General features: G+C 70.5%; 27 protein-coding genes and 3 pseudogenes. 15 read left to right on the top strand and 15 right to left on the bottom strand.

Annotated features, from left to right (window positions below):
- Positions 1-28 precede the first annotated feature (28 nt).
- From BLW86_RS00425 to BLW86_RS00440, 4 genes are all read left to right on the top strand, one after another.
- Entirely contained in the window at positions 29-631 is a 603-nt protein-coding gene (locus tag BLW86_RS00425; RefSeq protein ID WP_093872154.1) for a hypothetical protein, read from the top strand.
- Positions 632-796: 165 nt separating this feature from the next.
- Positions 797-1423, top strand: a complete 627-nt coding sequence (locus BLW86_RS42730) for an AAA family ATPase (RefSeq protein ID WP_256341130.1) — start codon at positions 797-799, stop codon at positions 1421-1423.
- 1035 nt (positions 1424-2458) lie between these two features.
- Entirely contained in the window at positions 2459-2617 is a 159-nt protein-coding gene (locus BLW86_RS41765) for a hypothetical protein (protein WP_177181501.1), read from the top strand.
- Between the two features lie 487 nt (positions 2618-3104).
- Positions 3105-3476 carry a hypothetical protein gene (locus BLW86_RS00440; RefSeq protein WP_093872156.1) on the top strand — a complete coding sequence of 124 codons (372 nt, stop codon included), beginning with the start codon at positions 3105-3107 and terminating at the stop codon, positions 3474-3476.
- 4 nt (positions 3477-3480) lie between these two features.
- Here BLW86_RS00440 and BLW86_RS00445 read toward each other — a convergent pair whose 3' ends face one another.
- Positions 3481-5034, bottom strand: a complete 1554-nt coding sequence (locus BLW86_RS00445) for an SNIPE associated domain-containing protein (RefSeq protein WP_093872157.1) — start codon at positions 5032-5034, stop codon at positions 3481-3483.
- A gap of 150 nt (positions 5035-5184) precedes the next feature.
- On the opposite strand from BLW86_RS00445, the gene BLW86_RS41770 reads away from it, so the two are divergent.
- The gene (locus BLW86_RS41770) at positions 5185-5337 is read left to right on the top strand and encodes a hypothetical protein (protein WP_177181503.1); all 153 of its coding nucleotides are present in this window, start codon (positions 5185-5187) and stop codon (positions 5335-5337) included.
- A 311-nt stretch (positions 5338-5648) separates the two neighbouring features.
- Here the strand turns inward: BLW86_RS41770 and BLW86_RS42735 are convergent, their stop codons facing one another.
- Positions 5649-5927 (bottom strand): hypothetical protein, encoded by a 279-nt coding sequence (locus BLW86_RS42735; RefSeq protein ID WP_256341131.1) that lies wholly within the window; start codon positions 5925-5927, stop codon positions 5649-5651.
- Positions 5928-6396: 469 nt separating this feature from the next.
- Here BLW86_RS42735 and BLW86_RS00455 point away from each other — a divergent pair, with 469 nt between their 5' ends.
- Positions 6397-7119 carry a hypothetical protein gene (locus BLW86_RS00455; protein ID WP_256341132.1) on the top strand — a complete coding sequence of 241 codons (723 nt, stop codon included), beginning with the start codon at positions 6397-6399 and terminating at the stop codon, positions 7117-7119.
- 121 nt (positions 7120-7240) lie between these two features.
- Here the strand turns inward: BLW86_RS00455 and BLW86_RS41775 are convergent, their stop codons facing one another.
- From BLW86_RS41775 to BLW86_RS00490, 11 genes and pseudogenes are all read right to left on the bottom strand, one after another.
- Positions 7241-7408 (bottom strand): hypothetical protein, encoded by a 168-nt coding sequence (locus tag BLW86_RS41775; protein ID WP_177181504.1) that lies wholly within the window; start codon positions 7406-7408, stop codon positions 7241-7243.
- Positions 7409-7520: 112 nt separating this feature from the next.
- Positions 7521-7769, bottom strand: a pseudogene (locus BLW86_RS42740) (hypothetical protein); the annotation flags it as partial.
- 70 nt (positions 7770-7839) lie between these two features.
- Positions 7840-8286: pseudogene (locus BLW86_RS42745) on the bottom strand (ATP-binding protein); the annotation flags it as partial.
- On the bottom strand, positions 8193-8804 hold the full coding sequence (locus tag BLW86_RS42750; protein WP_256341133.1) for a hypothetical protein: 612 nt from the start codon (positions 8802-8804) through the stop codon (positions 8193-8195). The gene BLW86_RS42750 and the pseudogene BLW86_RS42745, both read right to left, overlap by 94 nt.
- A 495-nt stretch (positions 8805-9299) precedes the next feature.
- Positions 9300-9746, bottom strand: coding sequence for a hypothetical protein (locus tag BLW86_RS00465; RefSeq protein WP_256341134.1), 447 nt, complete (start codon positions 9744-9746; stop codon positions 9300-9302).
- On the bottom strand, positions 9743-10027 hold the full coding sequence (locus BLW86_RS00470) for a hypothetical protein (protein ID WP_093872159.1): 285 nt from the start codon (positions 10025-10027) through the stop codon (positions 9743-9745). Before BLW86_RS00470 ends, BLW86_RS00465 begins: the two co-directional genes overlap by 4 nt.
- A gap of 13 nt (positions 10028-10040) precedes the next feature.
- The gene (locus BLW86_RS00475; RefSeq protein ID WP_256341135.1) at positions 10041-11003 is read right to left on the bottom strand and encodes a conjugal transfer protein; all 963 of its coding nucleotides are present in this window, start codon (positions 11001-11003) and stop codon (positions 10041-10043) included.
- 136 nt (positions 11004-11139) lie between these two features.
- Positions 11140-11409, bottom strand: coding sequence for a hypothetical protein (locus BLW86_RS00480; protein ID WP_093872160.1), 270 nt, complete (start codon positions 11407-11409; stop codon positions 11140-11142).
- A gap of 46 nt (positions 11410-11455) precedes the next feature.
- On the bottom strand, positions 11456-11950 hold the full coding sequence (locus tag BLW86_RS42755) for a hypothetical protein (RefSeq protein WP_256341136.1): 495 nt from the start codon (positions 11948-11950) through the stop codon (positions 11456-11458).
- 177 nt (positions 11951-12127) lie between these two features.
- The gene (locus BLW86_RS42760) at positions 12128-12340 is read right to left on the bottom strand and encodes a hypothetical protein (RefSeq protein ID WP_256341137.1); all 213 of its coding nucleotides are present in this window, start codon (positions 12338-12340) and stop codon (positions 12128-12130) included.
- A 1002-nt stretch (positions 12341-13342) separates the two neighbouring features.
- Positions 13343-13903 (bottom strand): CGNR zinc finger domain-containing protein, encoded by a 561-nt coding sequence (locus BLW86_RS00490; RefSeq protein ID WP_218137991.1) that lies wholly within the window; start codon positions 13901-13903, stop codon positions 13343-13345.
- 111 nt (positions 13904-14014) lie between these two features.
- Between BLW86_RS00490 and BLW86_RS00495 the strand changes: the two genes are divergently transcribed.
- Together BLW86_RS00495 and BLW86_RS00500 are read left to right on the top strand one after the other, a co-directional pair.
- A complete protein-coding gene (locus BLW86_RS00495) occupies positions 14015-14875 on the top strand; it encodes an NAD(P)-dependent oxidoreductase (RefSeq protein WP_093872162.1) in 861 nt (286 codons plus the stop codon).
- Positions 14876-14943: 68 nt separating this feature from the next.
- Positions 14944-15813, top strand: a pseudogene (locus BLW86_RS00500) (helix-turn-helix domain-containing protein); the annotation flags it as partial.
- A gap of 322 nt (positions 15814-16135) precedes the next feature.
- Here BLW86_RS00500 and BLW86_RS00505 read toward each other — a convergent pair.
- Positions 16136-17164 carry a LacI family DNA-binding transcriptional regulator gene (locus BLW86_RS00505; RefSeq protein ID WP_093872163.1) on the bottom strand — a complete coding sequence of 343 codons (1029 nt, stop codon included), beginning with the start codon at positions 17162-17164 and terminating at the stop codon, positions 16136-16138.
- Between the two features lie 145 nt (positions 17165-17309).
- Here BLW86_RS00505 and BLW86_RS00510 point away from each other — a divergent pair, with 145 nt between their 5' ends.
- The 7 genes from BLW86_RS00510 to BLW86_RS00540 are packed head-to-tail and all read left to right on the top strand — an operon-like array spanning position 17310 to position 25418.
- Positions 17310-18383 (top strand): C45 family autoproteolytic acyltransferase/hydrolase, encoded by a 1074-nt coding sequence (locus BLW86_RS00510; protein WP_093872164.1) that lies wholly within the window; start codon positions 17310-17312, stop codon positions 18381-18383.
- Positions 18384-18391: 8 nt separating this feature from the next.
- Positions 18392-20038 (top strand): amidohydrolase, encoded by a 1647-nt coding sequence (locus BLW86_RS00515; protein ID WP_093872165.1) that lies wholly within the window; start codon positions 18392-18394, stop codon positions 20036-20038.
- Positions 20035-21054, top strand: a complete 1020-nt coding sequence (locus tag BLW86_RS00520; protein ID WP_256341138.1) for an ABC transporter permease — start codon at positions 20035-20037, stop codon at positions 21052-21054. Before BLW86_RS00515 ends, BLW86_RS00520 begins: the two co-directional genes overlap by 4 nt.
- Complete coding sequence (locus BLW86_RS00525) at positions 21051-21926, top strand: ABC transporter permease (protein ID WP_093872166.1); 876 nt, start codon at positions 21051-21053, stop codon at positions 21924-21926. Before BLW86_RS00520 ends, BLW86_RS00525 begins: the two co-directional genes overlap by 4 nt.
- On the top strand, positions 21923-22945 hold the full coding sequence (locus BLW86_RS00530) for an ABC transporter ATP-binding protein (RefSeq protein ID WP_093872167.1): 1023 nt from the start codon (positions 21923-21925) through the stop codon (positions 22943-22945). Before BLW86_RS00525 ends, BLW86_RS00530 begins: the two co-directional genes overlap by 4 nt.
- On the top strand, positions 22942-23748 hold the full coding sequence (locus BLW86_RS00535; RefSeq protein WP_093872168.1) for an ABC transporter ATP-binding protein: 807 nt from the start codon (positions 22942-22944) through the stop codon (positions 23746-23748). Before BLW86_RS00530 ends, BLW86_RS00535 begins: the two co-directional genes overlap by 4 nt.
- Positions 23749-23762: 14 nt before the next feature.
- On the top strand, positions 23763-25418 hold the full coding sequence (locus tag BLW86_RS00540) for an ABC transporter substrate-binding protein (protein ID WP_093872169.1): 1656 nt from the start codon (positions 23763-23765) through the stop codon (positions 25416-25418).
- Between the two features lie 815 nt (positions 25419-26233).
- Here the strand turns inward: BLW86_RS00540 and BLW86_RS00550 are convergent.
- Positions 26234-26635 carry a hypothetical protein gene (locus BLW86_RS00550; protein WP_143060192.1) on the bottom strand — a complete coding sequence of 134 codons (402 nt, stop codon included), beginning with the start codon at positions 26633-26635 and terminating at the stop codon, positions 26234-26236.
- Positions 26636-26657: the final 22 nt, after the last annotated feature.

The following is a 26657-nucleotide window of genomic DNA, read 5'->3' on the forward strand; positions in this document are numbered from 1 at the left end:
GCACGGCACGTGGACACCTGCTCTCGGCATGCATCTGGACCGGCTCATCGGCACCACCGCGGCCGGCGAGTACGTGCCGCTGTACCTTCCTGTCCAGCCCGGGCGCCGGACGCGTGCCGCGCACATGGGGGTCTCCGCCGAGGACCACGACGCCACCAGCGACGAGCTGACCGAGCCCCCACCCGGTCATGTCGACGACAACAATCCCGCGGAGCCCGAACGGCTTCCCTTCAGCCGGTCCTGCTCCTACCAGGCCCGCCAAGAGCAGGACCCGCGTGGTGACGTCGTCCGCGACACCGACGCCCTGATGCCCGCGGGCATCACCCTGCCCGACCCGCGCACTGGGCTTCGTGCGGCTCGACAACTCACTTCTCGTCCCGTGACGGCAGCGGATCCGTCCGCCGATGCTGCGGGGATCCCCAGTCTGATTCCTCTGCAGCCCGGGCCTCAGGACCGAAACAGGGCCCGGCAGGCGTCCGTTCCTGCCGGCGCGCCGGACTACCCCTCCGACCTCGCCGGTCCGTGTGCCGTCTGCAGGATGCCCACCCACCGCTACGGCATCGGGGGGAAGCCCGCTGTGTCCTCAGTGTCGCCGCGATCGCCGGCCATCAGCGTGACCCGGTGCCTCTGACAGCAGAAGCACCGGCTTACGGGGCTCTGCCGCGAGGGCAGGTGCCGCAGCCCCGGTCTTGGCAGACCAGGTGCCGTTCAGGATGCCGTCGCACCCGCAGCGTCACGGGTGGATGTGAGGGCGACGGCTGAGCAGGGTGCGGCACGGGATGCGTTCGCGGCGGGGGTGGATCTGGCGTTGGTGGCCGGTGCGGGGACGGGCAAGACGTCGACGCTCGTACTGATGGGCGCAGCGACCCGGCGACGCGGTTTGTACGTGGCGTTCAACAAGCCGATCGCGGAGGAGGCGAAGGCGCGATTCGGGACGAATGTGCGGTGCAGTACGTCGCATCCGCTCGCGTACCGTGCGGTCGGCCGGTTGTTCCAGGACCGGCTGAGGACCACGCGGCACATGCCGCTGAAGCGGACGGCGCAGTTACTCGGGTTCGACCGGGATCTGACGGTGGGCAAGCGGCGGCTCAGGGCGACGACGCAGGCCCGGCTGGTGATGGAGATGGTGCAGCGGTTCTGCTGGAGTACCGATGAGCAGGTCGCGGCCCGGCATCTGGGGCGGGTGAACGGGCTGGATGATGCCGGGGTGCAGTATCTGGCGCAGGTGCTGCTGCGCCGGGCGCGGTGGGCCTGGGAGGACATCTGCTCCCCCGGCGGGGTGCTGCCGTTCAAGCACGATCACTACCTCAAGATGTGGGCGCTGACCCGGTCGCGGCTGCCGGCGGACTTCGTGCTCCTGGACGAGGCGCAGGACACCAATCCGGTCAGAGCACGCCGCCTGCTGGACACCAGCGGACTCTAATGGGCCGAAGCACAGCTGCGCCGCCCGGACCGAAGGACGGCCGATCACACGCCGGAGGGAGTCCCGCTTGCGGCTCTGCCGCTGACCGGGCAGCTGAACTACGCACACTCACCAATGGCGCTGTTCATGAGCAGGCACCTCCCCCACCCCGAGCAGCTGGTCGGCGCCTACCACCAGCAGGTGCGCAACCTGCCGCACCCGGTGCAGCCGATGGACGAACGGCGCCCCGACTGGGCCGCGCTCGGACACACCATCGACTACCGTCTGCGCCGCTGCGTCGGCTGCCCGCGGCCAAGCGGGTGTGCGGGCCGGTGTTCGCCGGCAGCAGCGACCTCGGCGGCGCGGACGCCGACTTCGTCACCGGCGGTCTGCTCATCGACTGCAAGGCCACCACCCGGCCCCACCAGATCGGCACCGCCCAGGTACAGCAGCTCGCCGGGTACCTGTCCCGCCAGGGCGGCCTGATCACGGGACCGTCCTGGGATTCCTCCGTGCCCTGGGTGCACGGGCGGATCTGCCGGCGCTGCGCGCGGCCCTGCGGATCCACCTGCAGCAGACGCGTGAGCCCGTTGGTGGAACGTCTCGGGCATCATCCGTGCGGGTGCGGGCGGCATCGGTCTCAGACGATGCCATCGGCCGTTCTTCGGCTCAACCTGGCGCTGCTTCTTCTCCCCCAGGAAGGCCCGTGGGCGACGGCGAGAGACGGTCGATCATCTGATCGGCCAGTCTCCGAGGGTGATCCGGTACGGCCAACCAGGTCATGTGTCCGGGAAGTGGAGCGGGCGGGTGTGAGTGGTGCGAGAGATTGCCTGGGTTCGCCGCCCCAGAGCCGGTTCGCAGGATTCAAGGTTTCGTCTCCGGCCTACCTGTGGATCCGCCTGGCCGGCTCCGCTCCCGCAAGGTTCTCGATGCCCAGAACTGCCCCGCAGCCATTTCGTCCATGCTGGGATCCTCCTGGCTGCCACTGCTCTCGCAGCGTCCGGGGCTCCGGACGCGCAGGCTGAATCCGTCGCACCGAGCCGACCGACGGCAGGGGTGCACTTCCCGCCCACGAGCAAGTCCCAGATCACCCACACGCGGACCTTCGGCCAGGCGAAGGGGCGCATCGAGATCACTTTCATGGACGACAAGAAGATCGACCAGCACCGGCCGGTGCTGGTGATGACGTTCGCTCGCCGCCAGCCATCCCGGTGACGACCTCGGCTCCGGCCATGCGCACCGTCCGCTGTGACTCCGAGAAGGTCACCAACGGTGGAAAGCATGGCTGCGTCCACCCCTCCGAGGCTCCAGACTTTGCCCTCAGCCGAACGAGTCCCCGGTGGGGAGCGATGGCCAAGCACGTCTACGAAGCGCAGCGCGCCCTGGATGGCAAGCCTGGCCACGGCAAGCCCTTGCACCGCGCCACTCCCGCCCAGGGCACGAAGAACCGGCGCAAGACCTGCCCCGCTTCCCTGCCCCGGCCGAGAGGGAAGCAATGCGACGAGTACCCCTTCGCGACGACGGCCGAGGGCGGGGGACCCTCGGGAAGGCTCAGAGCCGCAAGATGATCGCCGCCGATCACAACCGGCGGGGCGGAACGCAGCTCGCCAAGTTCTACGACACCCACCGGATCACCCCTGGCGACCTGTTCTACTCGCACGCCCTCTGAGTGCGGGAACCCGACCTCACCTGGAGTACCCGGATGCTGAAAGGCCCCTACCGATTCTCCGTCGCGGAGATTCAGTTCTACCTCCTCGAGCACGACGACCTCGACTACGTGAAGAATCGCACGATCACGGAAGCCGGGAACAACGGCCTGGTCGCCGGCGGGCAGAACCATGCCGTCGCGGTCACGGGAATCAGCGCGGGAACGGCCGTGATCTCCTTCGACCTGTCGCCCAGCCCACTCGAGGCGGACGGCTCACAGCAGTGGGAGGACGCCGCCGATTTCGACTACGTCTCCACCGCCGGGGTCACCCCCCTTGCCGCCGGCATGGGGCCCGACGAGGAGGTCGACGCCATGGAAGCCTACGAGATCAACCTCGCCTTCAATTCGGCGGCGATGGTGCCTTGATGCGTCAGCCTGTCTTGCTGGCGCGCCACTCGAGCGCTTGCGGGGTCTCTGTGAACTCCACCAAGTGTTCTCCCGCGAAGCGTTGCAGTGCGGTGCGCACCTCGGCGGGGGTGACGTAGAAGAATTCCTTCCTGTTGTTGACGCGGTTGACGCGCCGGTCAGCGAACTCTTGGTGGAGGCGGGTTTCCAGGCCGACGGCGTCCTTGCTGAAGATCAAGGCGTGGACGTCGAAGCGGAAGGGGACGGCGGCGCCGCTGAGCTCGTAGACGCGGTCGAGGGGTTCGAGGCGTCGGGTCATGCCGATCTTGACGATGCTGTCCCCGAAGGCGCCGATGTTGGAGACGACGTAGACGTAGCCGGTGCGTACGTTCGCCGCCCGTGCGTCGACGTCTTGGAGTGCCTGCTGGATCTCGGCGAGTTTGGCCTCCATGTCGCGTACCGCCTCGTGGTCGCCCTGGGCGCGCATGCGTTCGAGGGCAGCCTCGTAGTGGTTGAGTTCCTTGTGCAGCTTGTCTCGTTCGCGGTCGAGCTCGCGCTGAGCGGCTGCCTCCTCGCGTTCGCGGGCCCTGGTCTCGCGCTGGGCTTCCTTCTCCTCGTCCTTCTTCTGCAGGAAGTCGGCTGTCAGCTGCAGTTCGCGGACGCGGGCATCGTGATAGGCGTCGGAGATGCGGATGTGCATGGTGGCGCCGAGTCTGGCGATGGTCTCCCGGCTCTTGTAGAGGCGGTCGACCAGTGAGGTCAGGCGGTGGGGGCGCATGGTGCGTACGGCGTAGTCGGCCTCGGCGTTGTAGGCGCGGAGCATCAGTTTGGAGAAGTCGCGGACCATCTTCCGGCCCTCACGCGCGGAGCCGTTGACGGTCCAGTCCGTGGCTGCCAGGACCGCCTGATTGTTGCGTGCGAGGTCTTTGATCTCGGCCTTGAGGGAGTCCAGGCGGCTGCGGTACGCGACTGCGTCGTGCAGCTGGTGACGGTAGGCGTAGATTCCGACCTGCTGCAGCAGGGCGGTCTCATCGGCGGTGACGATCTGCGCGCGCAGCTCGGTCAGGCGGCTCTCGGCCTGGTAGATCTCGCCGCGGTGCCGCTCTGCTTCCTTGCGGGCCTTCTCAGCGTCTTTGGCGGACTGCTTGGCTTCGCTCTTGATGTCTTTGACGACCTGGCGGGCTTCCTCGACGATCGCTTCGGCCTGTGCCTGTGCCTGCGCCCGCAACACGGCCGCTTCCTGACGGGTGCGCTCCACCAGTCCGGCGACCTGGGCGGCGTCCGCACCGTGGGCCTGTGCGATCCACGCCCTCAGCTCATCGAGCTCACTTGTCTCATCCCGCCGCCGGCGGCCGAACCAGCCTCTCTTCCGGACGGCAGGAGCCTCGGGCTGAGGAACGTACTGGTGGGGAACGGCACCGGTCACCGGAGCGGCTTCGGGGGACTCAGCCAGCCACAGCTGCCAGCCCGGCGGAGGCGGCGGCCACGAGGGGTCGGGCTGCCAGCCGGCCGGGGGGACCCAGCCTCGATGCAACGGCCAGTTCGGCGGCGGGTTGAACCGAAAACCGCTCACACTCACTCGTCCACTCCCCCGCCCCGGCGCCTCTCGGTGACACACCCTGAAGATCTCTCGCGATCATTCCGCGCGGGCTGCCGCGAGAACGGCCGATCTCGAAGATCGGCGCAAAAGGCACCTTGGCCGGTCTCCGGGCGCCAGAACTTCGACGGCGTGGTGCCCGGCGAGGACCACAAGTGGCAGTTCGACCCCGCGCTGGAGAAACAGGCCACATTCACGGCTCGCGAACTGCTGGTTCTACTCGTCGCGGCCCAGCGCATGGCGTACCGCGGCGGGGACGACGAGCGCGTGGCGAACGCCTACTGAGCCAGCGAGCAGGTTGCTCGGCTGCAGGTGAAGGGACCGCGGGTACGAGCCGGGCGGACCGCCCGGAAGTACGGGTTCGCCCGGCCTTTCTGACGCCTTCGGACACGAACGGACGGGGCTCACCGCATGCCGTGACCTACCCGAACGCCGCCCAGTGGTCGGGTCCCTCGGGGCTGCTTCCGGGGCCGGCCCGGCGGGAGCGGCGCCGCCCCCCGTTGTTCTGGGCGATGCTGGCGGTGCGGCTTGCGGCGGCCGTGGCTGTAGCCCGGGCTCAGCACGTGGGGCCGGGTTCACAGACGGGGCCCGGCCTGTCAGAGCAGGGCCGGTACTCGTTCGCCCGTCACAGTCGCCCGTGTGCGTCGTTCGTCGACGAGGCCGTGCCAATGGTGGTAACCGAAGTGGAGCGTACGCTCGAGATGCTTCCGGCATTCCTCCACGGCAACCGGCCATCCCTGCGGGCTGCGATGGGCGTGCTCGGCCTGCGGAACCTTGATCCACCAGGTGTAGCAAGCGTCGTTGTCGCTGCCGAAGGATCCGTCGTCCTTGCAGCCCTCGTACACGCACCCCAGCGCGACGGCGAAGTCAGCCATCACCTCCCGGCTATCCTGCGCCGTCCGGAACCCCCTTCCCGCGGAGTGGTACGGCTCGCTGATCATGGCCTCCGGGTCGTCGGCCGTAATCCACCAGACAACCCAGTCGTAGCTCGCCCATGGATCGGGTCGTACATCGCGTCCTGTTGTCGATGCCATCGACGTCCGCTTTCTTGTTCCGTCTGATCTTTGCCCGCGTGTGTGCGGATGTGAGGCGTAACGATGTGGGTGTGGTCCAGGGAACTGGCAGCGGTCCGGCCCGTGCCAGGGTCTCAGTCTCACGAGGCCGGTGCTGGAGCGAGACTCCGTCCCCGGTCGGCCCACGTTGGTGTGGCGCCTCATCGTGATGCCGACCGGGTTGTCAGTGGGGGAACGTAAGATCTGCCGACCCTCACGCGAGGCGCCAGAATCCTGGAACCGCGTGGAGGAGGCTGGTCGGCAAGGTCGGGGAAGGCGGGGAGGAGCGTCGGTGGAGGCAGATCTTCAGGAAGCGGTGGCTTGGGGGCGGCAGAGGCTTGGGGAGATGGGGGTGTTCGCTGCCGAGGACGGTCTGCGATGGGCTGCTGCTCACGGACTGGTTCTGTCGGTGTGGCGCAATGGCCCGATCGAGGACGCGCACGCCGCTCGGCCGACCAACCGGCGCAAGGGGATGCCCGACGGGGTGATGTTCGCCCGCAATACCTGGCTCACCCGGCAGGCGTTCGATGTGCTGGGATCGACGCGTCAGTACCGCCTGTACGGGCTGGAGCGGCTGATCCTGGACCGCGACACCGAATGGCCGGGGTGCGGAGGAACGCTCACGGACTTCGGCTGGGGTTTTCTCGGGGAGATCCAAAAGCACGTGAAGAAGCGGATCGACCAGTTCGCATACTTCGAGGAGATGCTGGAGCCGGACGACTTCCTCGTCTTCGCTGGGGCCCCTCAGATCGGCACTCACATCGATCACTACGGTATGCCGCAGTGGTCTTCCTGCGTGGAAGCGGCTCTGCGCCGGCTGCGCGGCGAGGATGAGGAGTTCCTTCGCGAGTGGGGTGACTTGATGGAACGCATCGGACCGGCTCCCGACCGCATCACCGCGGACATCGATGCGGCGGGCCGGCTTCTGCTGGAGTCGCCCTGGGAGCTGGGCTCCGACGTCCTTGAGTGGTTCGCCTGGAACCCAGTCCTGAGCCGGCCGGACACTCCCGCATAGCCCTTCCTGCCGCCTGTGCACCGCGGGCAGTACCGCGGAGGGGTGCGGCAGGACGAGGAGCAGCAGATGAGTGTCCGATCCGGCGTTCGAACCGAAGGTGGCTCTACGGCGACGCACGGCGTCAGCGGCGTTTCGCACGGGAGGTGTCGACCCGCGCGAAATCCTCGGGCTTCTCGTCCATGAGCAGGCCGTTGGGGTCCACGAGTAGCGCCGCCACGAGCAGGGCGAGGCGCAGGCGGGCTGTGCCGAGCAGCCGCATCCGCTTCCACGGGGCGCGCGGGGTCCTCATGCCGCCGCCTGCTGGCTGGTCGGGGTGGTGTGGATGATGCGCTCGATGGCCGATCCAGGGGGATGAGGACGCGCATGAGGCCGATGCGGTCGGCCAGGTCACGGTAGAGGCACTCCCCCGCGCGGGCCCGGCGCTGGTCCTCGGGCAGGCCGAGCGGCGAGAGGCCGCCGGTGACCAGGTCCAGGAGGTCGGTGTCGGTGGCGTCCACGCCGAGGAATTCGAGGCTGCGCGTGGCCAGGGGGCGGCTGGTCTGTCGGAAGACGAAGCGGTGCGGGATGAGTCCGCGGACGATGGCGCCCTTCTCGCTGTCGGCCGGGCCGATGTCGTCGCCGTCGATGCGCGCGCTGATGGAGGAGCTCACCGCGCGCGGCGCCGACGTACGCGGCCGCGTTGCGCTTGCGGCTGTCGCACAGCAGCTCCAGGAGCAGCTCCAGGCCTTCGTCCGAACTCGTCAGCCACCAGCACTCGTCGAAGACCGTGACCGCGAACTCGTCCCGACTACGCATCGCGGTCTCGCGGGAGACCGCGGCGATCAGGTACATCAACGCCCGGCCCAGCACCTTCTCGAACTCCAGGCGCTGGATCCGGTGCTCGCTCGCGAGCTCGGACTTCTTCGGCAGGGCGAGCGCGCTGACGAGGAAGACGACGCTGTCGGCGCGCTGGCTGTCGACGACCGGCAGCGTCGCATTGAACACCACCCGCGCCAGGTCCTTGCGCGCCACCGAGGCGAGTTTGCGGGCCAGGCCCTGGGCCGCCGCGTCACGGGGGCCGCGGGCGGGGTCGATCAGGACGGGGCGGGCGCCGCCGGAGGCGGCCTGGAGGCCGTAGAGCCCGCCGCGCTCGTCGCCGAGCTGGGAGCCGCACCAGGGCATGGCCATCGCGAAGTCACGCGCGAGGAGGATCTGCGCGTACCCGGCCATGACCCGCGGGGTGCGGCAACCGGGCAGCATCGCCTGCCAGAGGCCGGCCTGCTCACCGGCGGGCCGGAGAAGGTGTAGTCGGTGGAGCCGAAGTCGGAGGCGAGGGCGGCGCCGCCCTCGCCGACGAGGATCTCCCCCAGCGCCGCGACGTTCCGGCCGCGGCCGCGGACCGGGGTTTCGGTGCCGTCCGGGAGGAACGGCTCGGCGAGCCCGCGGCGCGCGGAGTGACCGTAGATCCACAGGATCTCCGCCTCGGTGGCCGACCGCATCGACACACCGGCCGGCCACTGGGCCTGGATCCGCTGGGCCTGCTCCAGGCGCCGCTGCACCTCCGCGTCGGTGACGACCGCGGGCATCAGGCCGAGCTGCAGGGAGACTTCCGCCCGTGCCGCCCGGAACGCGGACATCACCGCGTCCTTCTGCGACAGCGGGGGAAGCGGGAGCGCGAGCCAGTCGGTGCGACCGGTCAGCTCCATGGTCTCCAGCTGGTCCAGGACCGCGTGCCCCGAGCCGCTCGTAACGGGGGGCGCGCTCGAGGTCGATGTCGTCGACCATGGCGCGCACCACCGCGGTCGGGTCGATCTGCGGGCACAGCGACAGCAGCATCGGCTCGCCGGTCATCGCCTTGAACAGGCCCTCCAACGCCTTGAGGCGTCGCTTCTTCACGACGGCCGGAACGTGGGAGTAGTTGGTCGCAGCAACGCGCCAGACGGCCCAGACGGTGCCGTGGGTGGTGAAGATCAGGTTCTGCTGGACGTGCCGGATCGGCAGGCGCGTCGTCAGTTCTCCAGTCAGGTACGGGTCGTGGGGGCGCGGCGGGCGAGGAGGGCCTGCACCCCCGAGGCCACCGGTGCGGCGGGTGCCGAAGGCCCTGCGGGCACCGGCGGCGCGGCGGGCGCCGGGGGCCGGGGCTGGGTCTGCTTCGGCCGGGGCTCCGAGGCGGGAGCGGCAGTGATCGCCGGGGCGGTGGCTTAGGCGGGCTGTTCGCCGGAGGGCAGGTGGATGCGGGTGTCGCCGCGGGTGGGCCGGGCCGGGCGGTAGGGGCGGCCGCGGAGCTGGCCGCGCCGGGGCGCGGCCAGCATCAGGGCGATGCTCAGCAGGGCGGCCGCGGGGGTGCGGTCGTCGATGTGCAGATGGCGCAGCACGAACGCCACCACGGCGGGCAGGACCAGAAGGACGGCGGCGTCGAACCAGCCGTGACCGCCCCACACCGGGCGGCTCAGGATCAGGGCGGCGACGGTGGCGACGATCCCGGCGAGCTGGGTCAGGGTGTACGGGCCGCCGGGCAGTCGGATCCCCCGGCCGCCGTTGACGTCCCGGATCACCCCGTGGAGCAGGGGCGCACGCCGGGCCTTGGTGTAGCAGCGGCCGATCAGCTCGAGGTCCAGCTCGCCGCCGCCGGCCGCGGCGTCGGTCACTGGTCGCTCCGGACGACGTTGGCGCCGCCCTGGCACTGGACGATGTCCTCGGTCGTCTTGTTCTTGAGGGTGGCCATGTTGGCGGACAGGCCCCAGACGATCCCCGCGAAGATGACGGCCATGATCGTCGGACCGGGGGCTTTCGTCTTCCAGCCGACAACGACGACGAAGATCCCGCACAGGACCGGGATGGCCACGTTGAAGATCAGGCCCTTGATGTCGTTGCCGAGGCCGGTGCCGGTCTGGAGCCAGCCCACGGCCAGGGTGAGGGTGTCAGGCATGAACGTGCGCCTTCTATGCGGCGGGGGCGGTCGCCGGGCCCGGGGCACCGGAGGCAGTCGGGGCCGGGTTCGGTGAGGTGATGGACGGCGCGCCGTCGAGGCTGGCGATCTTCCAGCGGCCGGCGCGGGCCTTGAGGGTGAGGGCGTAGGCGAGCGGGAGGCGCACCCCGTCCTGACCGGTGGCCCGGAGGGTGACGAGCAGATGCAGGGTGGTGCCGTCGCCCGGGACCGAGACGACCAGCTCGCCGCCGGCCTCGCCCTCGGCGGCTAACTGGTCCACCGCGATGCCCGAGTACGGGGCAGGGGACGGCGCGGTCAGGCGGGTGCCGGGGGCGAGGTAGCGGTCGAGCTGGGCGCCGGCCCTCGTGAGGTAGGCGGTCAGGAAGCTGGTGACGGCCTGGGTGCGCGGGTCGGTGGGCAGTGCCGGGTGCATCGCGCCGTAGACCAGCTCCGGGGTCTTGGCCCGCTCGGGTGCGGCTAGCTCGGCCGGCAGCGCGAGCGCGGTGTACGCGGTCGTTCCCCCGGCGCCCGGCGCCGTCGCCACGGACACCTGGAAGTAGCGCACCGCGTCGGCCGCGGCCGACGGGCTCGAGGAGGCACTCGGCTGTGTGGACGGCGTGGCCGTCGGCTGTGCGCCGGTGACGCGGGCGGCGACCGTGACCGACCAGACCGGGGTGTCGGTCTGGCGGAGCCGGACGACGGTCAGCTGCTCGCCCCGGTGCCGGCCGGAGACGCCGTCGAGCTGGAGGTCGGCGGCCGACGGGTAGTAGGCGGCGAGCTTGGGCTCGTCGCCGCGCCCGGCGGACAGGTAGGCGGCGACGAAGAGCCTCGCGAAGCCGGCCGCGCCCTGGCCGCCGCTCGCGGCCGGGGCGGGCGGAGCGGTCTCGGCGCCGGGGACGCGGACGTGGTGGGAACCGAGAGGTAGGCGAGCGCGCCCGACAGCGGGCCGAGCGCGATCAGGCCCCAGACGAGCCAACTCAGCAGGGCGGCCGAGTTGGCCTGGGCGCCGGTCGACCAGCCGCCGACCCAGCCGGTGTCCTGCTCGGCCTCCGCCTCCTGGACGGCCGGCGACTGCGGGACGGCCGGCTGCCGGCGGCTGGTGCGTACGAGGCTCATGCCGTGCCTCCGGCCGAGCGCAGGGTGTGGCCGGTCAGTTCCGCGATCCGGTTGCGGAGTTCCGCTTCGGGCCGGCGGCTCAGGGCGTCGAGCGAGGCGAGGACCGGCTCGGCGTCCTCGTCCAGGAAGGCGCGGAGCTTGTCGTGGGTGCCGGTGTCGAAGGGGTGGGCGACGAGGGCGGCGCCGAGGTGGATGAGCAGACGCTGGGCGCGGGTGACGCGCTCCTCGTCCGCGTCCAGCGACGTCGCGGCGGCGGGTGTGGTCAAGACGCATCTCCAAACGGGGGGACGGTGGCCGGGGCGGTGGTCCAGTTCATGCCGCGGCCTCGGGCTGGAGGGATGCTGTGAGGCGGGCCAGGGCCCGCGAGCGCCGGCGCTGCCAGGCGCCGGCCGTGGTGCCGGCGCGGGCGGCGGCCTCGGCGTCCGGGATGCCGCCGCTGATGTGGCGCCAGGCCAGCGCCTGCGCGTCGGCGGTGGACAGCGCACCGTCGCACACCGCGTCGAGGAGGAGCTCCAGGAGTTCCAGCGGGGCCGGGGCGATCGCGGCATCGTCGGCCGGGCCCGCGTGGAGGCCGGCTTCGGCGGCGGCCGCGCGCACGGTGCGGGCGCGGGCGATCTCGTACGGGCCCGGCACCGGGTCGGCCGGGTACTCGGCGGCCGTGAGGTCCTCCCCTGCCGGGGACTGCTCGGCGGCGAGCTCGACCAGGACCTGACGCAGGGTGTCGAGCGTCAGGTTGGCGGCGGGCCGGCCGGGGCGGCGGTGGATGCGGCCGGAGCGGGCGACTTCGTAGAGGGCGGCCACGGTCACGTGACCGACGGCGTCGCGGGTGCGGCCGCCGGTCGCGCGGAACCTGTCCGCGGGTGATGCGGATGACCGCAGGGAGCATCGCCTGGACGATGACGCGGCCGGCGAGGACGGCCGATCGGTCACGGCCGGCGGCGCGCTGGAGGAGGGTGCGCAGGACGGCGTCGGTCAGCGCATCGGTCACGCCGTCGGACGGAGTGCGGCGAGGAGCTGCTCGGGCGTCAGAGAGCTGGCCCAGGAACCGGTCACGGCCGCGATGCCGTCACCGAGGTGGCCATCGGTCACCCAGTCGGTCACCGCCTGGCAAAGGGCGGGGTCCGCGCACAGCGCGGCCCAGTCGGCATCCAGCCGGTCGAAGAACCCGCCGACGGCAGGGTGCAGCACATCGTGCACGGCACGTCTCCTTTCGGATCTCGTGCCGTACACACTCCTCAGACCGGCTTGCCCAAAGGCTTGCCCGCAGCCCTAAAAGCGCAGATCGGAGGCTTGCCCTCTACCTGAGCAAGCCTCCCGTGACCGATCGGGCAAGCCTCCCCTGGAGGTGGGCAAGACCCCTCGTGACCGGTCCATGCAGCTCCGGGCAAGCCTCCACCGGAGGTGGGCAACCCCCGGATTCAGTGGCGACGGCTTGCCCAGGAGACCGGGTGCGCGGGAGCGGCGGATGGGTGACCGATGGCCGCGGACCGGTCATGACCGGCGACCGACGAGGCCCGGATCGGTCACCGATCACCCGGACCGGCCTCGGTCACGGGCGACTTCGGCCATCGTTCACAGGATCGGTCACGCGCCGATCGGTCACGGCCGACGGGCTGCCCGAGGCGGCCGAGGGCGGTGACCGGTCACCGCGAGTCGAGGGGCGTTCGATCAGCTCCTACCGACGGAGCGGAGGCGCGCCCGGCCCTGCTTCTCCAGATGCCACTGCGCGTCCAGCAGATGACGCTGACCGGTCTTGGATGAGACCCCCAGGCGCCGGGCGACTTCAACTCCCCCGGCGGCGGGCATCAGCAACTCCCACGCTGGCCGACTCCCGGCAGTCCCCGCCCATGTCCATGCACCCGCTACTGGCGCCGGGCCGCTTCTGCGTCGATCGGGCGCCCCGCCCGGTGTGGCTCCGGGCCCAGACGTCCCGCATCAACTGCCATGGACCGGTGAGGGGAAGCACACGCCGTGGGTGGCTCGACCGGATCGCGCGCCGCCGCGAGGCCCCGCGCAGGCGCCGCACAGGCGCCGCCGCCGGGGAGCGGCCGGTGCCGGCACCGGCCGCTCCCCGTGGCTGGTTGTTGCGGGTCGTGAGGTTGTTGACAGGGTGCTGGCGGTGTCCGCAGCCGGCGACCCGCCTGTGACTTGAGCGCGAGGTGGTGGCGGACAGCTGTGGGGGCGGTTTCCTGTAGTCGGTTACCTGTTGGCGAGTCGGGCCTTCTTGACCCTGTTTCCGCAGGTGTTCATTGAGCACCAGCGGCGGTTCGCGCCGCGACTGGTGTCGAGGAACAGGCCGGCGCAGCCGGGGCCTTCGCACGCCTTGATCCGGTCGCGGTCGGGGCCTCCGAGTACGTGGATGGCGTCGGCGGCAAGCACGCCGAGCGCGTCCGGCACCGGTGCTTCCTTGCTGAGGTTCCAGACTGCGAGGCCGTTCTCGTCAAGCGCCGGCCTGGACTGTCCGGCGGTCGCGGCCCTGTTCAGGATTGCCGCGTCACCCGGATCGGGTCGCTGGGTGACGGTGACGGCCAGCCCGGCACGGTAGATCGCTTCCCTCAGGTTGAGCGCATCCTGAAGCTCGGCGGGTGAGACGTCGGGGACGCCGAGCCCCGCGGCGTGCAACCAGAGCTTCAGCCGGCCGTGGCTGGAGAGCCGCTCCTGGGGCGCCCCGCCGGCCCGGTCGCTCATCGTGGCGGTGAAGCGGAACGCCAGCACCTCGTTGTCCAGCCGGAACAGTTGACGGGCCTCCACGGTCACCACCTTCCGCATCACCTCGGGCCACTCCGTGAACCAGTTTAGCCGGTTCGACACAGGCATCGACCCGCGCCACAATAGAACCGTCTCAGAGGGTTCACAGGGGGAGGTTGCGTGATGGGCGAGGTTGCAGTCATCGGTCTGGGCGGAATGGGGCGGGCGATCGCGCGCAATCTGGTGCGGGCAGGCCACGAGACTGTGGTGTGGAACCGTTCGGCGGGACCCGCGGAAGAGCTCGCGGGCGCCGGCGTCCGCGTCGCGTCCGTCGCGGAGGCGCTCCAGTGCCCGGTGGTGTTCTCGGTCCTGTCCGACGACGCATCCGCCGCGGAGGTCTTTCTCGACTCCGGGGTCCTTGGCGAGGCCCGGCACGGGGCGGTCCACGTCAACGTGGCCACGGTGAGCGCCGGGCTGGCCCGCCGTGCCGCAGAGGCGCACGCTGCGCACGGGATCGGCTATGTCGCGGCCCCGGTGTTCGGCCGGGTCGGTGTCGCGGAGGCCGGTGCTCTGAACATCCTCGCCGCAGGAGAGTCCGAACTCATCGACCGGGCCCAGCCGTTCTTCGACGTGATCGGATCCCGCACTTGGCGCCTGGGCGAGCTGCCCGAGCAGGCCAACATCGTCAAGGTCCTGGGCAACTACCTGATCGCCTGCGCGATCCAGTCGCTCGGGGAGGCGGTCAGCGTCGCCGACGCGGCCGGCGCCGACCCGGGTCAGTTCGTCGAACTGCTGGCCTCGACGCTCTTTCCCGGACCCGTCTACTCCGGATATGGGTCGATGATCGCGCAGCGGAGATACCAGCCGGCCGGGTTCGCCACGGCACTCGGACGCAAGGACCTCCACCTCGCCCTTGAGGCGGCAGCCGGCCAAGCGGTCTCCCTGCCGTTCGGCGAACTGCTCGGAGGCGTGTTCGACCAGGCGATCGCCGACGGCCGCGCAGCGGACGACTGGGCTGTGATTGCCGAGCAGCAGCCCCGATGAACACCACTGCTCGTACGGTCGTTGCCGCGCGGTGCCCAGCGCCGGGCAGGGCGGTCCGCGTGCTGCCCGTGCCGCACCGCAACGCCCCGCTGACCGTCGAAGGACGCCGCCGCCTCATCGAACGATGCAAGACCCGCCCTATCGCGCACGTCACCGCGGAGACGGGCATCTCGCGCGCGTGTGCTTCCAAGTGGGTGAACCGGCACCGACGGCACGGGGAACCGGGTTTACTCGACCGCTCCGGCGCACCGCACCGCCAACCAACAGCGACCCTTTGCGAAGTCGTGGCGAGGATCGGGGAGCTGCGGCGGGAGCGCAGGTGGTCCGCGGCCCGGATCGCGTTCGAGCTCGCCGCTGACGGCGTGCCGATCTTCCGCCGGACGGTCACCCGCCACCTCGCCGCGCTGGGGCTGAACCGGCGGAAGTTCATCGACCCCATCGGCGAGAGGAACCGCGAACCGCGGAAGATCCACGCCCGCAGGCCCGGGCACATGGTCCACGTGGACGTGAAGAAGGTCGGCCGCATCCCCGACGGCGGCGGCCGGCGCGCCCACGGCCGCGGCCGCGGCAGCAATCAGGCGAAGGCCGCGGACCGGGCCAAGGCCAGGGGTGCCAAAGCCGGGTACGGGTACCTGTACTCGGCCGTGGACGGGCACACCCGCCTCGCCTGTACCGAGGCCCTCCCTGACGAGAAGGCCGAGACAGCGATCGGGTTCGTCAACCGGGCCAAGGCGTTCTTCGCCGCCCACGGAATCACCAGGATCGAGCGGATCGTCACCGACAACGGTGCCTGCTACCGCCGTTCGTTCTTCGAGGAGACGAACCTGACCGACGTGCTGCTCATCGACGCGGACGTGAAGCTGGCGCGGCCCTCTTTCAGATCTGCCGACCTCCACGGCGCGGACCTGCGCGGCGCGCGGCTGTCCGGGGCCCGCCTGGCCGGCGCGAAGGTCGACGCAAAGACGAAGGGCCTTCCCGACGCAGCACGGTGAGGAGTTCAACGGGATGTTCGCCAGGACCGGGATCGTGGCGGCCGCACCGGTCAGGACCGGTGCGCGGCCGTCGAGCGGCCCGGGTAGTCAGTCGAGGTCGGTAGTGCTGGTCGCGGCGCGGGGCCGGTTGCGGGCCCATGTCTCGAGGTCTCCCGCGTCGAGGACCTGGCGGCGGCGTTCGGTCTCGGCGGCGCCGATCCAGTACCCCTCGTCGACTGGGCCGAAGGCGAGCTCGTAGGTAGGAGAACCGAGATCGCCTCGGTGAGCATCAGGTGTTCGTCTGGGTGCGGCGCGAGGATGCGCGGATCCGGAACTGGCCGGTCGTCAGGACCGGTCCCTTGCTCGGCTCGCCCGCGATACGTGCCTGGAGAAGGTTGAGCAGCGCCCGCGTCGTTTCGTCGGCGTGGATTTCGAGCGCCGAAATGGCAGGTCTGCTGTGCCGGGTGTGCTCGGAGTCGGAAGCCGCGGCGAGCATCGTCCGGTCGGGCACGGCGACGCCGCGAGCCGTGAGGCCCGCGAGCACGCCGGCCGCCTGGCGGCCGGTGTGGCACAGGATCGCATCGGGGATCGCGTCGTCCACGATCGCGTGCGCCACGCGCTCACCGCCCTGCTCGCCGGCACGCTCGGCCGACAGGTAGACGCGCGGCGTGATCCCGGCGCCGGCACACCACGCGCGGTACGTCGCCTCGCTGTCGATGTTCCACGCGTTGGGGTCGGTTCCGCGCAGCAAGGCGATCGACCGGGCGCCGTTCGCGGCGAAGTGCTCGTAGATGCGGCGGAAGCTCGCGCCGTCGTCCTCGGTGGCCCAGTCCGTGAAGTCCGGGCGGCTGGGATCGCGTCCCAGCGTCACGTACGGGATCCCTCGCCGTTCGAGGAGGGCGACTACCGGGTCGTCCATGTGAGGCATCGTCACGATGTAGCCGTCGAGCGACAGTGCCATGGGAGGTGTCGGACGCTTCGTCAGGTCCGGTACGAGCATGACGCTGAGGCCGCGGTCCATCGCCTGCGCCGAGACGGCGCCGATGTAGCGCGTGAACACGTCGACGCCCCGCGGCGCGTACTCACCCAACGCGTCCAGTGATCGCATGACGAGCCCGATCGCCCCGACCGACGAACGTCGCAGGCCGCGCGCGAGGGCGTCGGCTTCGTAGTCCATCTCCTCGGCGATGGCGCGGACGCGCAGTCGGGTGGCCGCGCTCAGCGTCCCCGTGCCGTTGAGCGCCATCGAGACGGCCGCGACGGACACCCCCGCGCGCTGGGCGACATCGCGAATGGTGACGCCCTTGGGTCGAGCCACGGCGGCCTCCTCCGTTCGTACCTCCCGCTGCGGAGAGCGGAAGGCGACATGAGCAACACCGTTGTATTAAACGTTTTACCCCCCTAGCGTGTCGCCCACTTCCCACTGTGACTGGCCTCACAAGCAAAGGTCGAAGAGCGACACCATGAAGCTGCACTCCCTTCGTACGACCACTACGGACCCCCGCGACCGGGGACGCGAGATCGGCACGCAATGCGCGGATCGGGTACGGGACGTCAGCGCCCGGTACCTGGCGCATTTCGCGGTTCTGGGCATCTCGGAGACGACCGTCCGCGACATCGCCGCCCGCAGTCACGACGCCCTGCGCGACTGGTACCCGGCTCTGGCCGAGGAGTCCGACGCGATCGCCGAGGCATCGGGAATCGAGCCGTGGCAGGTGGCCGCGGTCGGCGCGCGGACCGAGGTGCTCGCCGCGGTCCCGCCGGGGAAGGGCGAGTGCACGACCGCCGTGTACGCACCGCCCGCCGGCGGCCCACCGGAGACGATCCAGACGTGGGACTGGCACGACGCGCTCACTCCGGACGGTCTGCTGCTGTCGCTCGTGACCGGGGCCGGACGCCGGGTGAAGCTCTTCACCGAGTTCGGCACGGCCGCGAAGGTCGGGGTGAACGACGCCGGCCTCGGCCTGCATTTCAACATCCTGAGGCATCGCTCCGACCGCTCCACCGGCGGCGTACCCGTCCATGCGGTCGCGCGTCGTGTCCTCGAGGAGGCGACGACGGTGGCGGAGGCCCGCGACATCGTCGCCTCCGCGACCCTGAGCGCGTCCACCGTGCTGACCGTCGTGACCTACCGGGACGGCCGCGCCGCAGCGGCGTCCATCGAGATGGCACCCTCCGGAATCGCCGTGGTGGAACCCGATGCGGACGGCTGGATCATCCACACGAACCACTTTCTCGATCCCGGCCTCGCCGACGGTGACACCAGCACCCCGGAACTGGTGTCGGCCGAGCGGTACCTCCACGCACGCGCCGTGCGCGGCGACATGACCGGCCGCTCCGCGACCGAGCGCGCAGCCGCCTTCTGCGGAGGCGACGGCGCCGCCGCGGTGGTGTGCGTCCACGCCGACGAGTCCCGGCCGGTCCACGAACAGTGGAGCACGTTGCTCACGGCATCTCTCGACCTCCCCGGCTTCGCCCTCCAGTACCGGGCAGGCAACCCCGACACCGCGGCCCGCGAGGGTCTCGACCAGTTCTGAGGAACCCGATGGACAACGACGTGAACAAGCCCGTGCATCTCTACCGCAACGCCCGCGTCTTCACCTCCGCCCGGCGCGCCTGGGCCGAGTCGCTCGTGGTGGTGGGCGAACGCCTCGCCTACGTCGGCGACGACGCCACCGCGGCCCGTGTGGCCGGACCGGATGCCCTGATCCACGACCTCGAAGGCTCGACCGTCCTGCCCGGCTTCGTCGACGGCCACGCGCACGTGGTCGGTACCGGCGAAGCGGCGGCCCAGGTCGATCTCTGGGGCGCCAACACGGTGGCGGAGATCCAGCGGCGCATCGGGACGTGGGCGAAGGAACACCCCGACGCGCCCCGCGTGCTCGCCACCGGCTGGAAGCACGGCGACATCCCCGGCGGGCAGCCCGATCGAGGCATGCTCGACGCCGTCGTCGCCGAGCGGCCCGTCTACGCGCAGGCCTACGACTTCCACTCGATCTGGCTGAACTCTGCAGCCCTCGCCGAGGCCGGCATCGACGACGCCACGGCGTCGCCGCCCGGGGGAACGATCCATCGGGACGAGCGGGGCGCGGCCACCGGCCTGGTCGACGAGACCGCGATGCACCACCTCGTGTGGCCGGTGCTCGACGGTTTCACCAGTGACTCCGACCGTGACGAGGCCCTGGCGGTCGCCCTCGCGGCGTACGCCGAGTCCGGCGTCGTCGGATCGACCGATATGGCGCTGGGCGAGGACGACTACGCGGCGATGCGTCGTGCCGACGCGGCGGGCACCCTGACCACGCGCATCGGCGCGTTCTGGCGCGTCCAGCCCACCGGCGACGAGGTCAGGAACCTAGCCCAGGTCGAGCGCGCCGTCGAACTCGCCGACCACCACTCGACCCCGTTCCTGCGCGTGACCGGCATCAAGGTCATGGTCGACGGAACCGTCGACGGGTGCACCGCCTCGCTCGGGAAGCCCTACGCGGACGGTACGAACGCCGACCCGGTCTGGAGTCTCGCCGAGCTCGCCCCGGTGGTGGCCGCCGCGGACGCGGCCGGCCTGCAGGTCGCCATGCACGCCATCGGGGACGAGGCGATCCGCGTAGCGATCGGCGCCGTCGAGCACGCCGTCGCTCTCAACGGCCCCAAGGAGCGCCGCCACCGCATAGAACACCTCGAAGTCGTCGACCCCGCGGACATCGAGCGGCTGGCCGCCCTCGGCATCACCGCGAGCATGCAGCCCGTGCACGCCGATCCGGCCATCCAGGAGAACTGGCGGCGGGTGCTCGGCGACGAGCGCGTCGACCGCGGCTTCCCCTGGCCCGAGATGACCGATGCCGGGGCCACGCTGGTACTCGGCACCGACTCCCCGACCTCGCCGCACGCGCCGCTGCCCAACATGTTCGTCGCGGCGACACGGCGTTCGGCACTGGACCCCTCGCTGCCCGCCAACCTCGCGCACTACGCCCTGCCGTTGCAGAACGCGATCGTGCACGCCACGCGCGACGCCGCCTGGGCGAGCCGCTCCGAGCACCTGCACGGCCGGCTCGCCGAGGGGCTGTACGCCGACTTCATCGTGCTCGACCGGGACATCTTCGCCCGGCCGCTGGAGGAACTCCTCGACACACGTGTGCTGCGCACGGTCGTGGGCGGCCGCGCCGTCCATCACGTACGGCCGGAGGTGACCCGATGAGTGACGCGATCACGTCGGCACCCGTGCCCTCGGGGCAGGCGAAGGCGAAGTACCGGCCCGGCGGGGCGATCGTGCGGTTCGCCGCCGTTCGCATCGCGGGGCTGGCGGTGACCTTGTTCATCGCGAGCCTGGTCGTCTTCGGAGCGCTCTACGCCGCACCGGGAAACCCGCTCACCTATCTCACGCACGGTCGCACCATGAGCCCCGAGGCGATCGCCGCGATCAAGGCCGAGTATCACCTCGACGACTCCGTCTGGCAGCAGTACCTGAGGTGGCTGGGCGGCGTCCTGCACGGCGACTTCGGAACCTCGATCATCTACAACCAACCGGTGTCGTCGCTGGTCGGCCCCCGCGCCTCGGTGACCACGCTGCTCGTCCTCATGGCCGCGGCGATCGTCCTGGTGCTCGGGTTGGCCATCGGTACTCTCGCCGGCCTCAGGCCCGGCTGGCTGTCCCGGTCGGCCATGGCCTGCGCGACGGGCGTCATGGCGGTGCCGACCTTCGTCGGAGCGGTCGTGCTGATCGTCGTGTTCGCGGTCGACCTGGAGTGGTTCCCGGTGTTCGGCGCCGGCCGTGCGGGTCTCGACGAGGTCTACCACCTGGTTCTTCCGTCGCTCGCCCTCGCGCTCGCGTCCGTCGCGTTCGTCGCGCGACTCGCGCAGACCGCGGTTCGTGCTGAGCTGTCCGCCGATCACGTGCAGACGGCGATCAGCCGCGGACTGCCCCGCGGGGCAGTCGTGCGCCGGCACGTGATGCGCAACGCCGCGATGCCGGTGCTCACCGTCGCGGGTCTCACGGTCGCGGGCCTGATCGCGGGAAGCGTCGTCGTGGAGCAGGTCTTCCAGCTCGGCGGCCTCGGCCAGTTCCTCGTCAGTTCGGTCCAGCAGAAGGACTTTCCCGTCGTCCAGGCGATCTGCCTGATGTACGTCGCCGCCTTCATCGTGCTGAACACCCTCATCGACATCGCCTACACACTGCTCGACCCGCGCGTGTCGGTCGGGAAGAAGGACTCATGAGCACGACAGCGGCCGTACGCCGTATCGGAGCCCGGAAGACCGGCCGGCGGACGGCGCGGGGTACGGGAGGCATCGGAATGTCGGGCTGGGTGGCGCTCACGCTCCTCGGACTCGTCGTCTGCTGCGCCGTCCTCGCGCCGCTCCTCTCACCGCAGGCCCCGAACGCCGTCGACCTCTCCGGCGCTTACCAGACTTCGAGCGGCGCGCACCTGCTGGGAACCGACGCGAGCGGGCGGGACCTTCTCTCGCGCCTCGTCCACGGCTCCCGGGCCGCGCTGATCGGACCGTTCCTCGTCGTGGTGATCTCGACGCTCCTCGGGACGATCCTCGCGCTCGCGGCCGTGTGGTTCGGCGGTTGGTTCGACCAGATGGTGGTGCGCGTCGTCGACGCGGTGTTCGCCTTCCCCGGTCTGCTGCTCGCGATCCTGGCGACCGCCTTGTTCGGGTCCGGCCTGTCGGCTGCCGTCGTGGCGCTGTCCATCGCCTACGTCCCCTACATCGCGCGGATCGTGCGGAGCGCGGCGCTGCGCGAGCGCAACCTGCCGTACATCGCGGCGCTGCAGGTCCAGGGCGTGCACGGCCTGCGGATCGCGCTGGGGCACATCCTGCCCAACGTGGTCGGGCTGATCGTCGCCAACGCCACCCTCGCCTTCGGGTTCGCCCTGATGGACCTCGCGGGTCTCTCCTTCATCGGCCTCGGGGTGCAGCCGCCGACCTCGGACTGGGGCGCGATGGTCGGCACCGGTATGGCCGGTGTACTGCAACAGCGCCCGCAGGAAGCTCTGTACTCCAGCGTGGTCATCGTCATCACCGTCGGCGCCGTGAACATGCTCGGCGACCGGCTCACGGAGCGCTGGGAGGCACGCTCGTGAACACACTTCTCGAAGTCGAGGGCCTGACAGTCCGGTTGCCGGTTGCGGGCGAACTGCGCACCGTGCTGCGCGACGTCTCGTTCTCACTCGGCCGCGGAAGCACGCTCGGCCTGGTCGGCGAGTCCGGCTCGGGCAAGTCGATGACGGTACGCACCATCGCGCGCCTGCTCCCTGACGGCGCCGACGTCCAAGGCGGTGTCCGCTTCGACGGCGCCGAGGTGTTCGATCTGCGCGCCGACGCCCTGCGGTCCTACCGGGCCAAGGACGTCGCGATGATCTTCCAGGACGCGCGGGCCTACACGAACCCCGTCCGCACGATCGGCGACTTCCTCACCGAGGCGATGCGCATCAACGACCGGATGCCGAAGTCCGCTGCTCGCAAGCGCGCGCGGGAGCTGCTCGCAGAGGTCGGGATCGGCGATCCGGAGCGCCGGATGCGGCAGTTCCCGCACGAGCTCTCCGGCGGTCTGCTGCAACGGGTGATGATCGCCGCCGCCGTCGCCGCGCGGCCTCGGCTCATCCTCGCGGACGAGCCGACGACCGCGCTCGACGTCACCACCCAGGCGGAGGTGATGGCGATTCTCCGGCGCATGCAGCGCGAGTACGGCATGGCGATGCTCTTCATCACGCACGATCTGGAGCTCGCCGGTGCCGTGTGCGACGAGACGATCGTGCTCTACGCCGGCCAGGTCATGGAGCGTCAGGCGTCGGTGCGGTTGCACGAGGACCCGCTCCACCCCTACACGTCCGCACTGGTGCAGGCGCGGCCCGAGATCGACCGGCGCGTCGAGCGGCTGCCCGCGATCACCGGTCACCCCACGACCGCATACGAGGCCCCGGACGGCTGCGCGTTCGCGCCGCGCTGTCACTTCGCGGAGGAGGAGTGCCGGGCCGGGGTGCCGCCGCTGCTGCGGGTCGACGCGGCGCAGACCCGGTGCGTCCGGATGCCGGGCCTGCGCGGCCGGTTGGTGCCGCAGGAGCACGTCGGCTCCGCTTCGAACGAGGAGGTCCAGCGATGACCGAACCGCTGCTCGTGGTCGAGCACCTGACCAAGACGTTCGGCCGTGGGCGTGCCGAGGCGACCGCGGTCGCCGACGTGAGCTTCGCCCTGGCCCCGGGCGGGTCCCTCGGTATCGTCGGCGAGTCCGGCTCCGGCAAGACGACCACGGCACGGATGATCATCGGCCTGGAGCGTCCCTCCGGTGGTCGCATCACGTTCCGGGGCGAGGACCGTACCCATCCGGCGCGTTCCGCACGCAGCCGCCGTCAGCGGGGCCGGGCCGTCCAGATCGTTTTCCAGGACCCGTACACCTCGCTCGACCGCCGTCAGCGCGTCGGCGACTGCCTCGCGGAAGTAGTCGGCGTTCACTCCCGGCTCGGCCGCGACGGGACCAGGAAGCGCGTGAGCGAACTCGCCGAGCTCGTCGGCCTCGACGACCGGCAGCTGGCGGCACTGCCGAGATCGCTCTCCGGAGGACAGCGCCAACGCGTCGCCATCGCCCGCGCGCTCGCCGCCGATCCGGACGTCCTCATCCTCGACGAGGCCGTGTCCGCCCTGGACGTCTCGATCCAGGCCCAGATCCTCAACCTTCTCTCGGACATCCGACGCAGGCGTGGCGTGAGCTACCTGTTCATCAGCCACGATCTCGCCGTCATCCGCCAGGTGACCGACGACACGATCGTCATGCGTCACGGCGCCGTCGTCGAGCAAGGGCCCACCGCCGACGTGCTCGACAACCCTCAGTCCCCCTACACCCGTCTGTTGCGCGACAGCGTCCCCCGCAGCGGGTGGGACCCCGAAACCCTCACCGCCCGACACTGACCAGGAGTTTCGCCATGTACTCACCCCGCCCCAGCAGACGGACATCGGCACTCGCCGTCGTCGCCGCCAGTCTCGTGCTGGCCGGCTGCTCCGGCTCCGGAGGAGGCACCTCCGGAGCCGGAGCGGCCAAGGCCTCCGACGCGCTGACGACCTTCACGCCGACGGGCAAGGGCTCGGTCGACAAGATCACCTGGAACGTCTTCCAGGGCGAGCCGCAGACCGTCGACCCCTTCCAGTCGGCCGACTACACGCCGAACATGATCAACTCGAACATGTGCGAGACGCTGTTCGCCCAGACGCCCGACTTCAAGATCAAGCCCAACCTCGCGACGTCGTACACGAACCCCGACCCGAAGACCTGGGTCTACAAGCTGCGCGGCGACGTCACCTTCTGGGACGGCTCGCCGATGACCGCCGATGACGTCGTGTGGAGCATGCGGCACAACATGACGGCCAAGTCGAGCTTCTACGGCTACCTGTACTCGAACGTCGCCTCGATCGCGAAGACGGGTACCACCGAAGTGACCGTCAAGCTCAAGAAGCCCGACTACCTCTTCAACGACGAACTGGCGAGCTACGCCGGCGTCGTCGTCCAGAAGAACTTCTACGAGCAGCACGGCAAGAAGGTCGGTACGCCCGGCGTCGGCGTCATGTGCACCGGCCCCTACAAGTTCGCGCAGTGGACGCGGGGCCAGTCCATCACCGCGAGCCGCTACGACGGCTACTGGAACAAGGCGCTGCCGCGGAAGGTGAAGAACATCGACTTCACGTTCCTCACCGACGACTCCGCGATCACCTCCGGCCTGCTCTCGGGCCAGATCGACGGAACGTACGGTCCGCCGATGGCCGGCCTGTCACAGCTGAGGGCATCGTCGGCGGGCAAGCTCTACTCCGGTCCCGCGCCGCTCGCCGTCACGCTCGTGGTCGCGAACGACAAGGGCGCGATGGGCAACGCCGACGTGCGCAAGGCGCTCCAGATGGCCATCGACTGGAAGGGCATCGGCAAGCAGGTGTTCGCCGGTGAGGGGACGCCTGCCTCGCTGCAGACCGTTCCGGCCGTGTACGGCTTCGCGAAGGACGGCCTGACCTCGTACGCAGACTCGGTCAAGACCGACGGCACCCCGAGGATGGAGGAGGCGAAGAAGCTGCTCTCCGGCGTTCCGGCCGGCGTGAAGGCGAAGCAGATCAGCCTTGTGGTTCCGCAGCAGGCGGAGACCCAGCAGCTGGGCGTCGGGATCAAGGACGCGGCCGACAAGATCGGCTTGAAGTTCAAGCTCGACGTCGTACCCGCGACCGGCTACTCGAACTACCTCTACGACCCGGCGACGCGTGGCAGTACCGACCTGCTGTACACGCAGTTCTGGCCGAACATCCCGAACCCGCTCGACTGGCTGGGCCTCACTGCGGTGACCGGCGGGACCTTCAACCAGTCCGGCTACAAGGGCATCGACGGGCTCTACGCCGAGGCGATCGGCACGAAGGACGACAGCGCCCGCTCCGAGCTGGTCGTGCAGATGGAGAAGAAGTTGCACGACGAGATGAATCCGATGTTCTCCGGCATCCGGCTGACGAACGACGTGTGGCTCGGCAGCAAGATCACGGGGGCGCCGGCAGCGTTCGACTTCGTCTACTACCCGTGGGCGGCTCACCTCACCGGAACCGGCAAGTAGCCCTCACCCGGCTACCCTTCCGCCCGAGGCGGGGGATTCCAGCGGCAACCCCGCCGGGTCTCCCGCCTCGGCACGCTGCCCACCTGGAGTGCGGTGCGTGGCTTCCACGTGCCCGTTCCCAGCGTGAGGGTCTCGCGGGCGCCGGGGCTGGTCGGGCGCAGCGTCGTGGGCAGCGTGTCCCTGGCGAAGGGGTTCTTCATGGCGGGGTGCTTCCTCCTGGGCATGGTGCCCGGAGGACCGGTTGTTCTCCGGGGCGAGGAGGATCGCGTCGGCCGAAGCGGACCGGCCCGTTTCGCGGACGTCGGGGGCCCGGCCGGGAAAGGTTCAGTCGTCGTCGAGGTCGGTGGTGCCGGTGGCGACGCGGGGCCGGTCGGGCCCAGCGCTTGAGGTCGCCGAGGCGGTAGAGGTGTTCGTTGCCGCGCTCGGCGGCCGCACCGGGGAAGACGGGGGCGTCGGCTGCACGGGGCCCGGCTGGGCGGAGAGAACCGGAGGCTTGGCCTGGGCGGCCTCCACCAGCCGCATCAGCTCCTCCGGCTCGTAGTCCGTACGCGGCGAGCGCCGCGCGAGGAACGGCCCCGTGCCACGGCGCTCTACGCGCGCCGGGGGCCGTCACCGTTGATCGCATCGATCCGGTCGAGGAGGGCCGCATTCAGCTGGGCCCGCGAGGCGCGGACGTTCTCCAACGACTGCAGTACCTCCTGGCGCAGTGGTACGCCTTCCGGCCGGGGCCTCGCAGCGCTTCCCGGCGGACTTCCCACGTCGCCCCACGCAAACGGCCCACGATCTGGAAGAAGGCGGCAGCCGCGATCTCGCCTTCATCCACCACCCACTCGCCGGAGGGAGGGCAAGGAAATGCCGTGAGGGGGTGTGTCCCGTGATTGGAGCCAGAAACCCGCCCGCGCCAGCGCGTGGCCGGCTTCGGTCGTTTCGCGACTGCGCTCCTCGATGACCTCGTCGAAGCGCTCGGCGTCCACGGCACGCCGTTCCTCCAGGTCCTGAACGGTCCGTTCGAGCGCGTCCAGCCATACCCGCCCCGCGGTCCGCATCCGAAGCAGCCGGCTGATCTCCAGATCGGCTTGTCGCGCCTGCTCCTCGCTCTGCTTCTGCTGCGCCTGGCGACGATGCAGGCGTAAGGGTCCCCAGACCGCCGCAAGACTCGCGACGGCCGCTCCTCCAAGGGCGCCCACCAGCCCGTAGAGCGCATCGGTATCCGTCATGTGCATCATCCCCTTCGACACG

Origin of the sequence: Streptomyces sp. TLI_105 (assembly GCF_900105415.1) — a bacterium.
GTDB lineage: Bacteria > Actinomycetota > Actinomycetes > Streptomycetales > Streptomycetaceae > Streptomyces.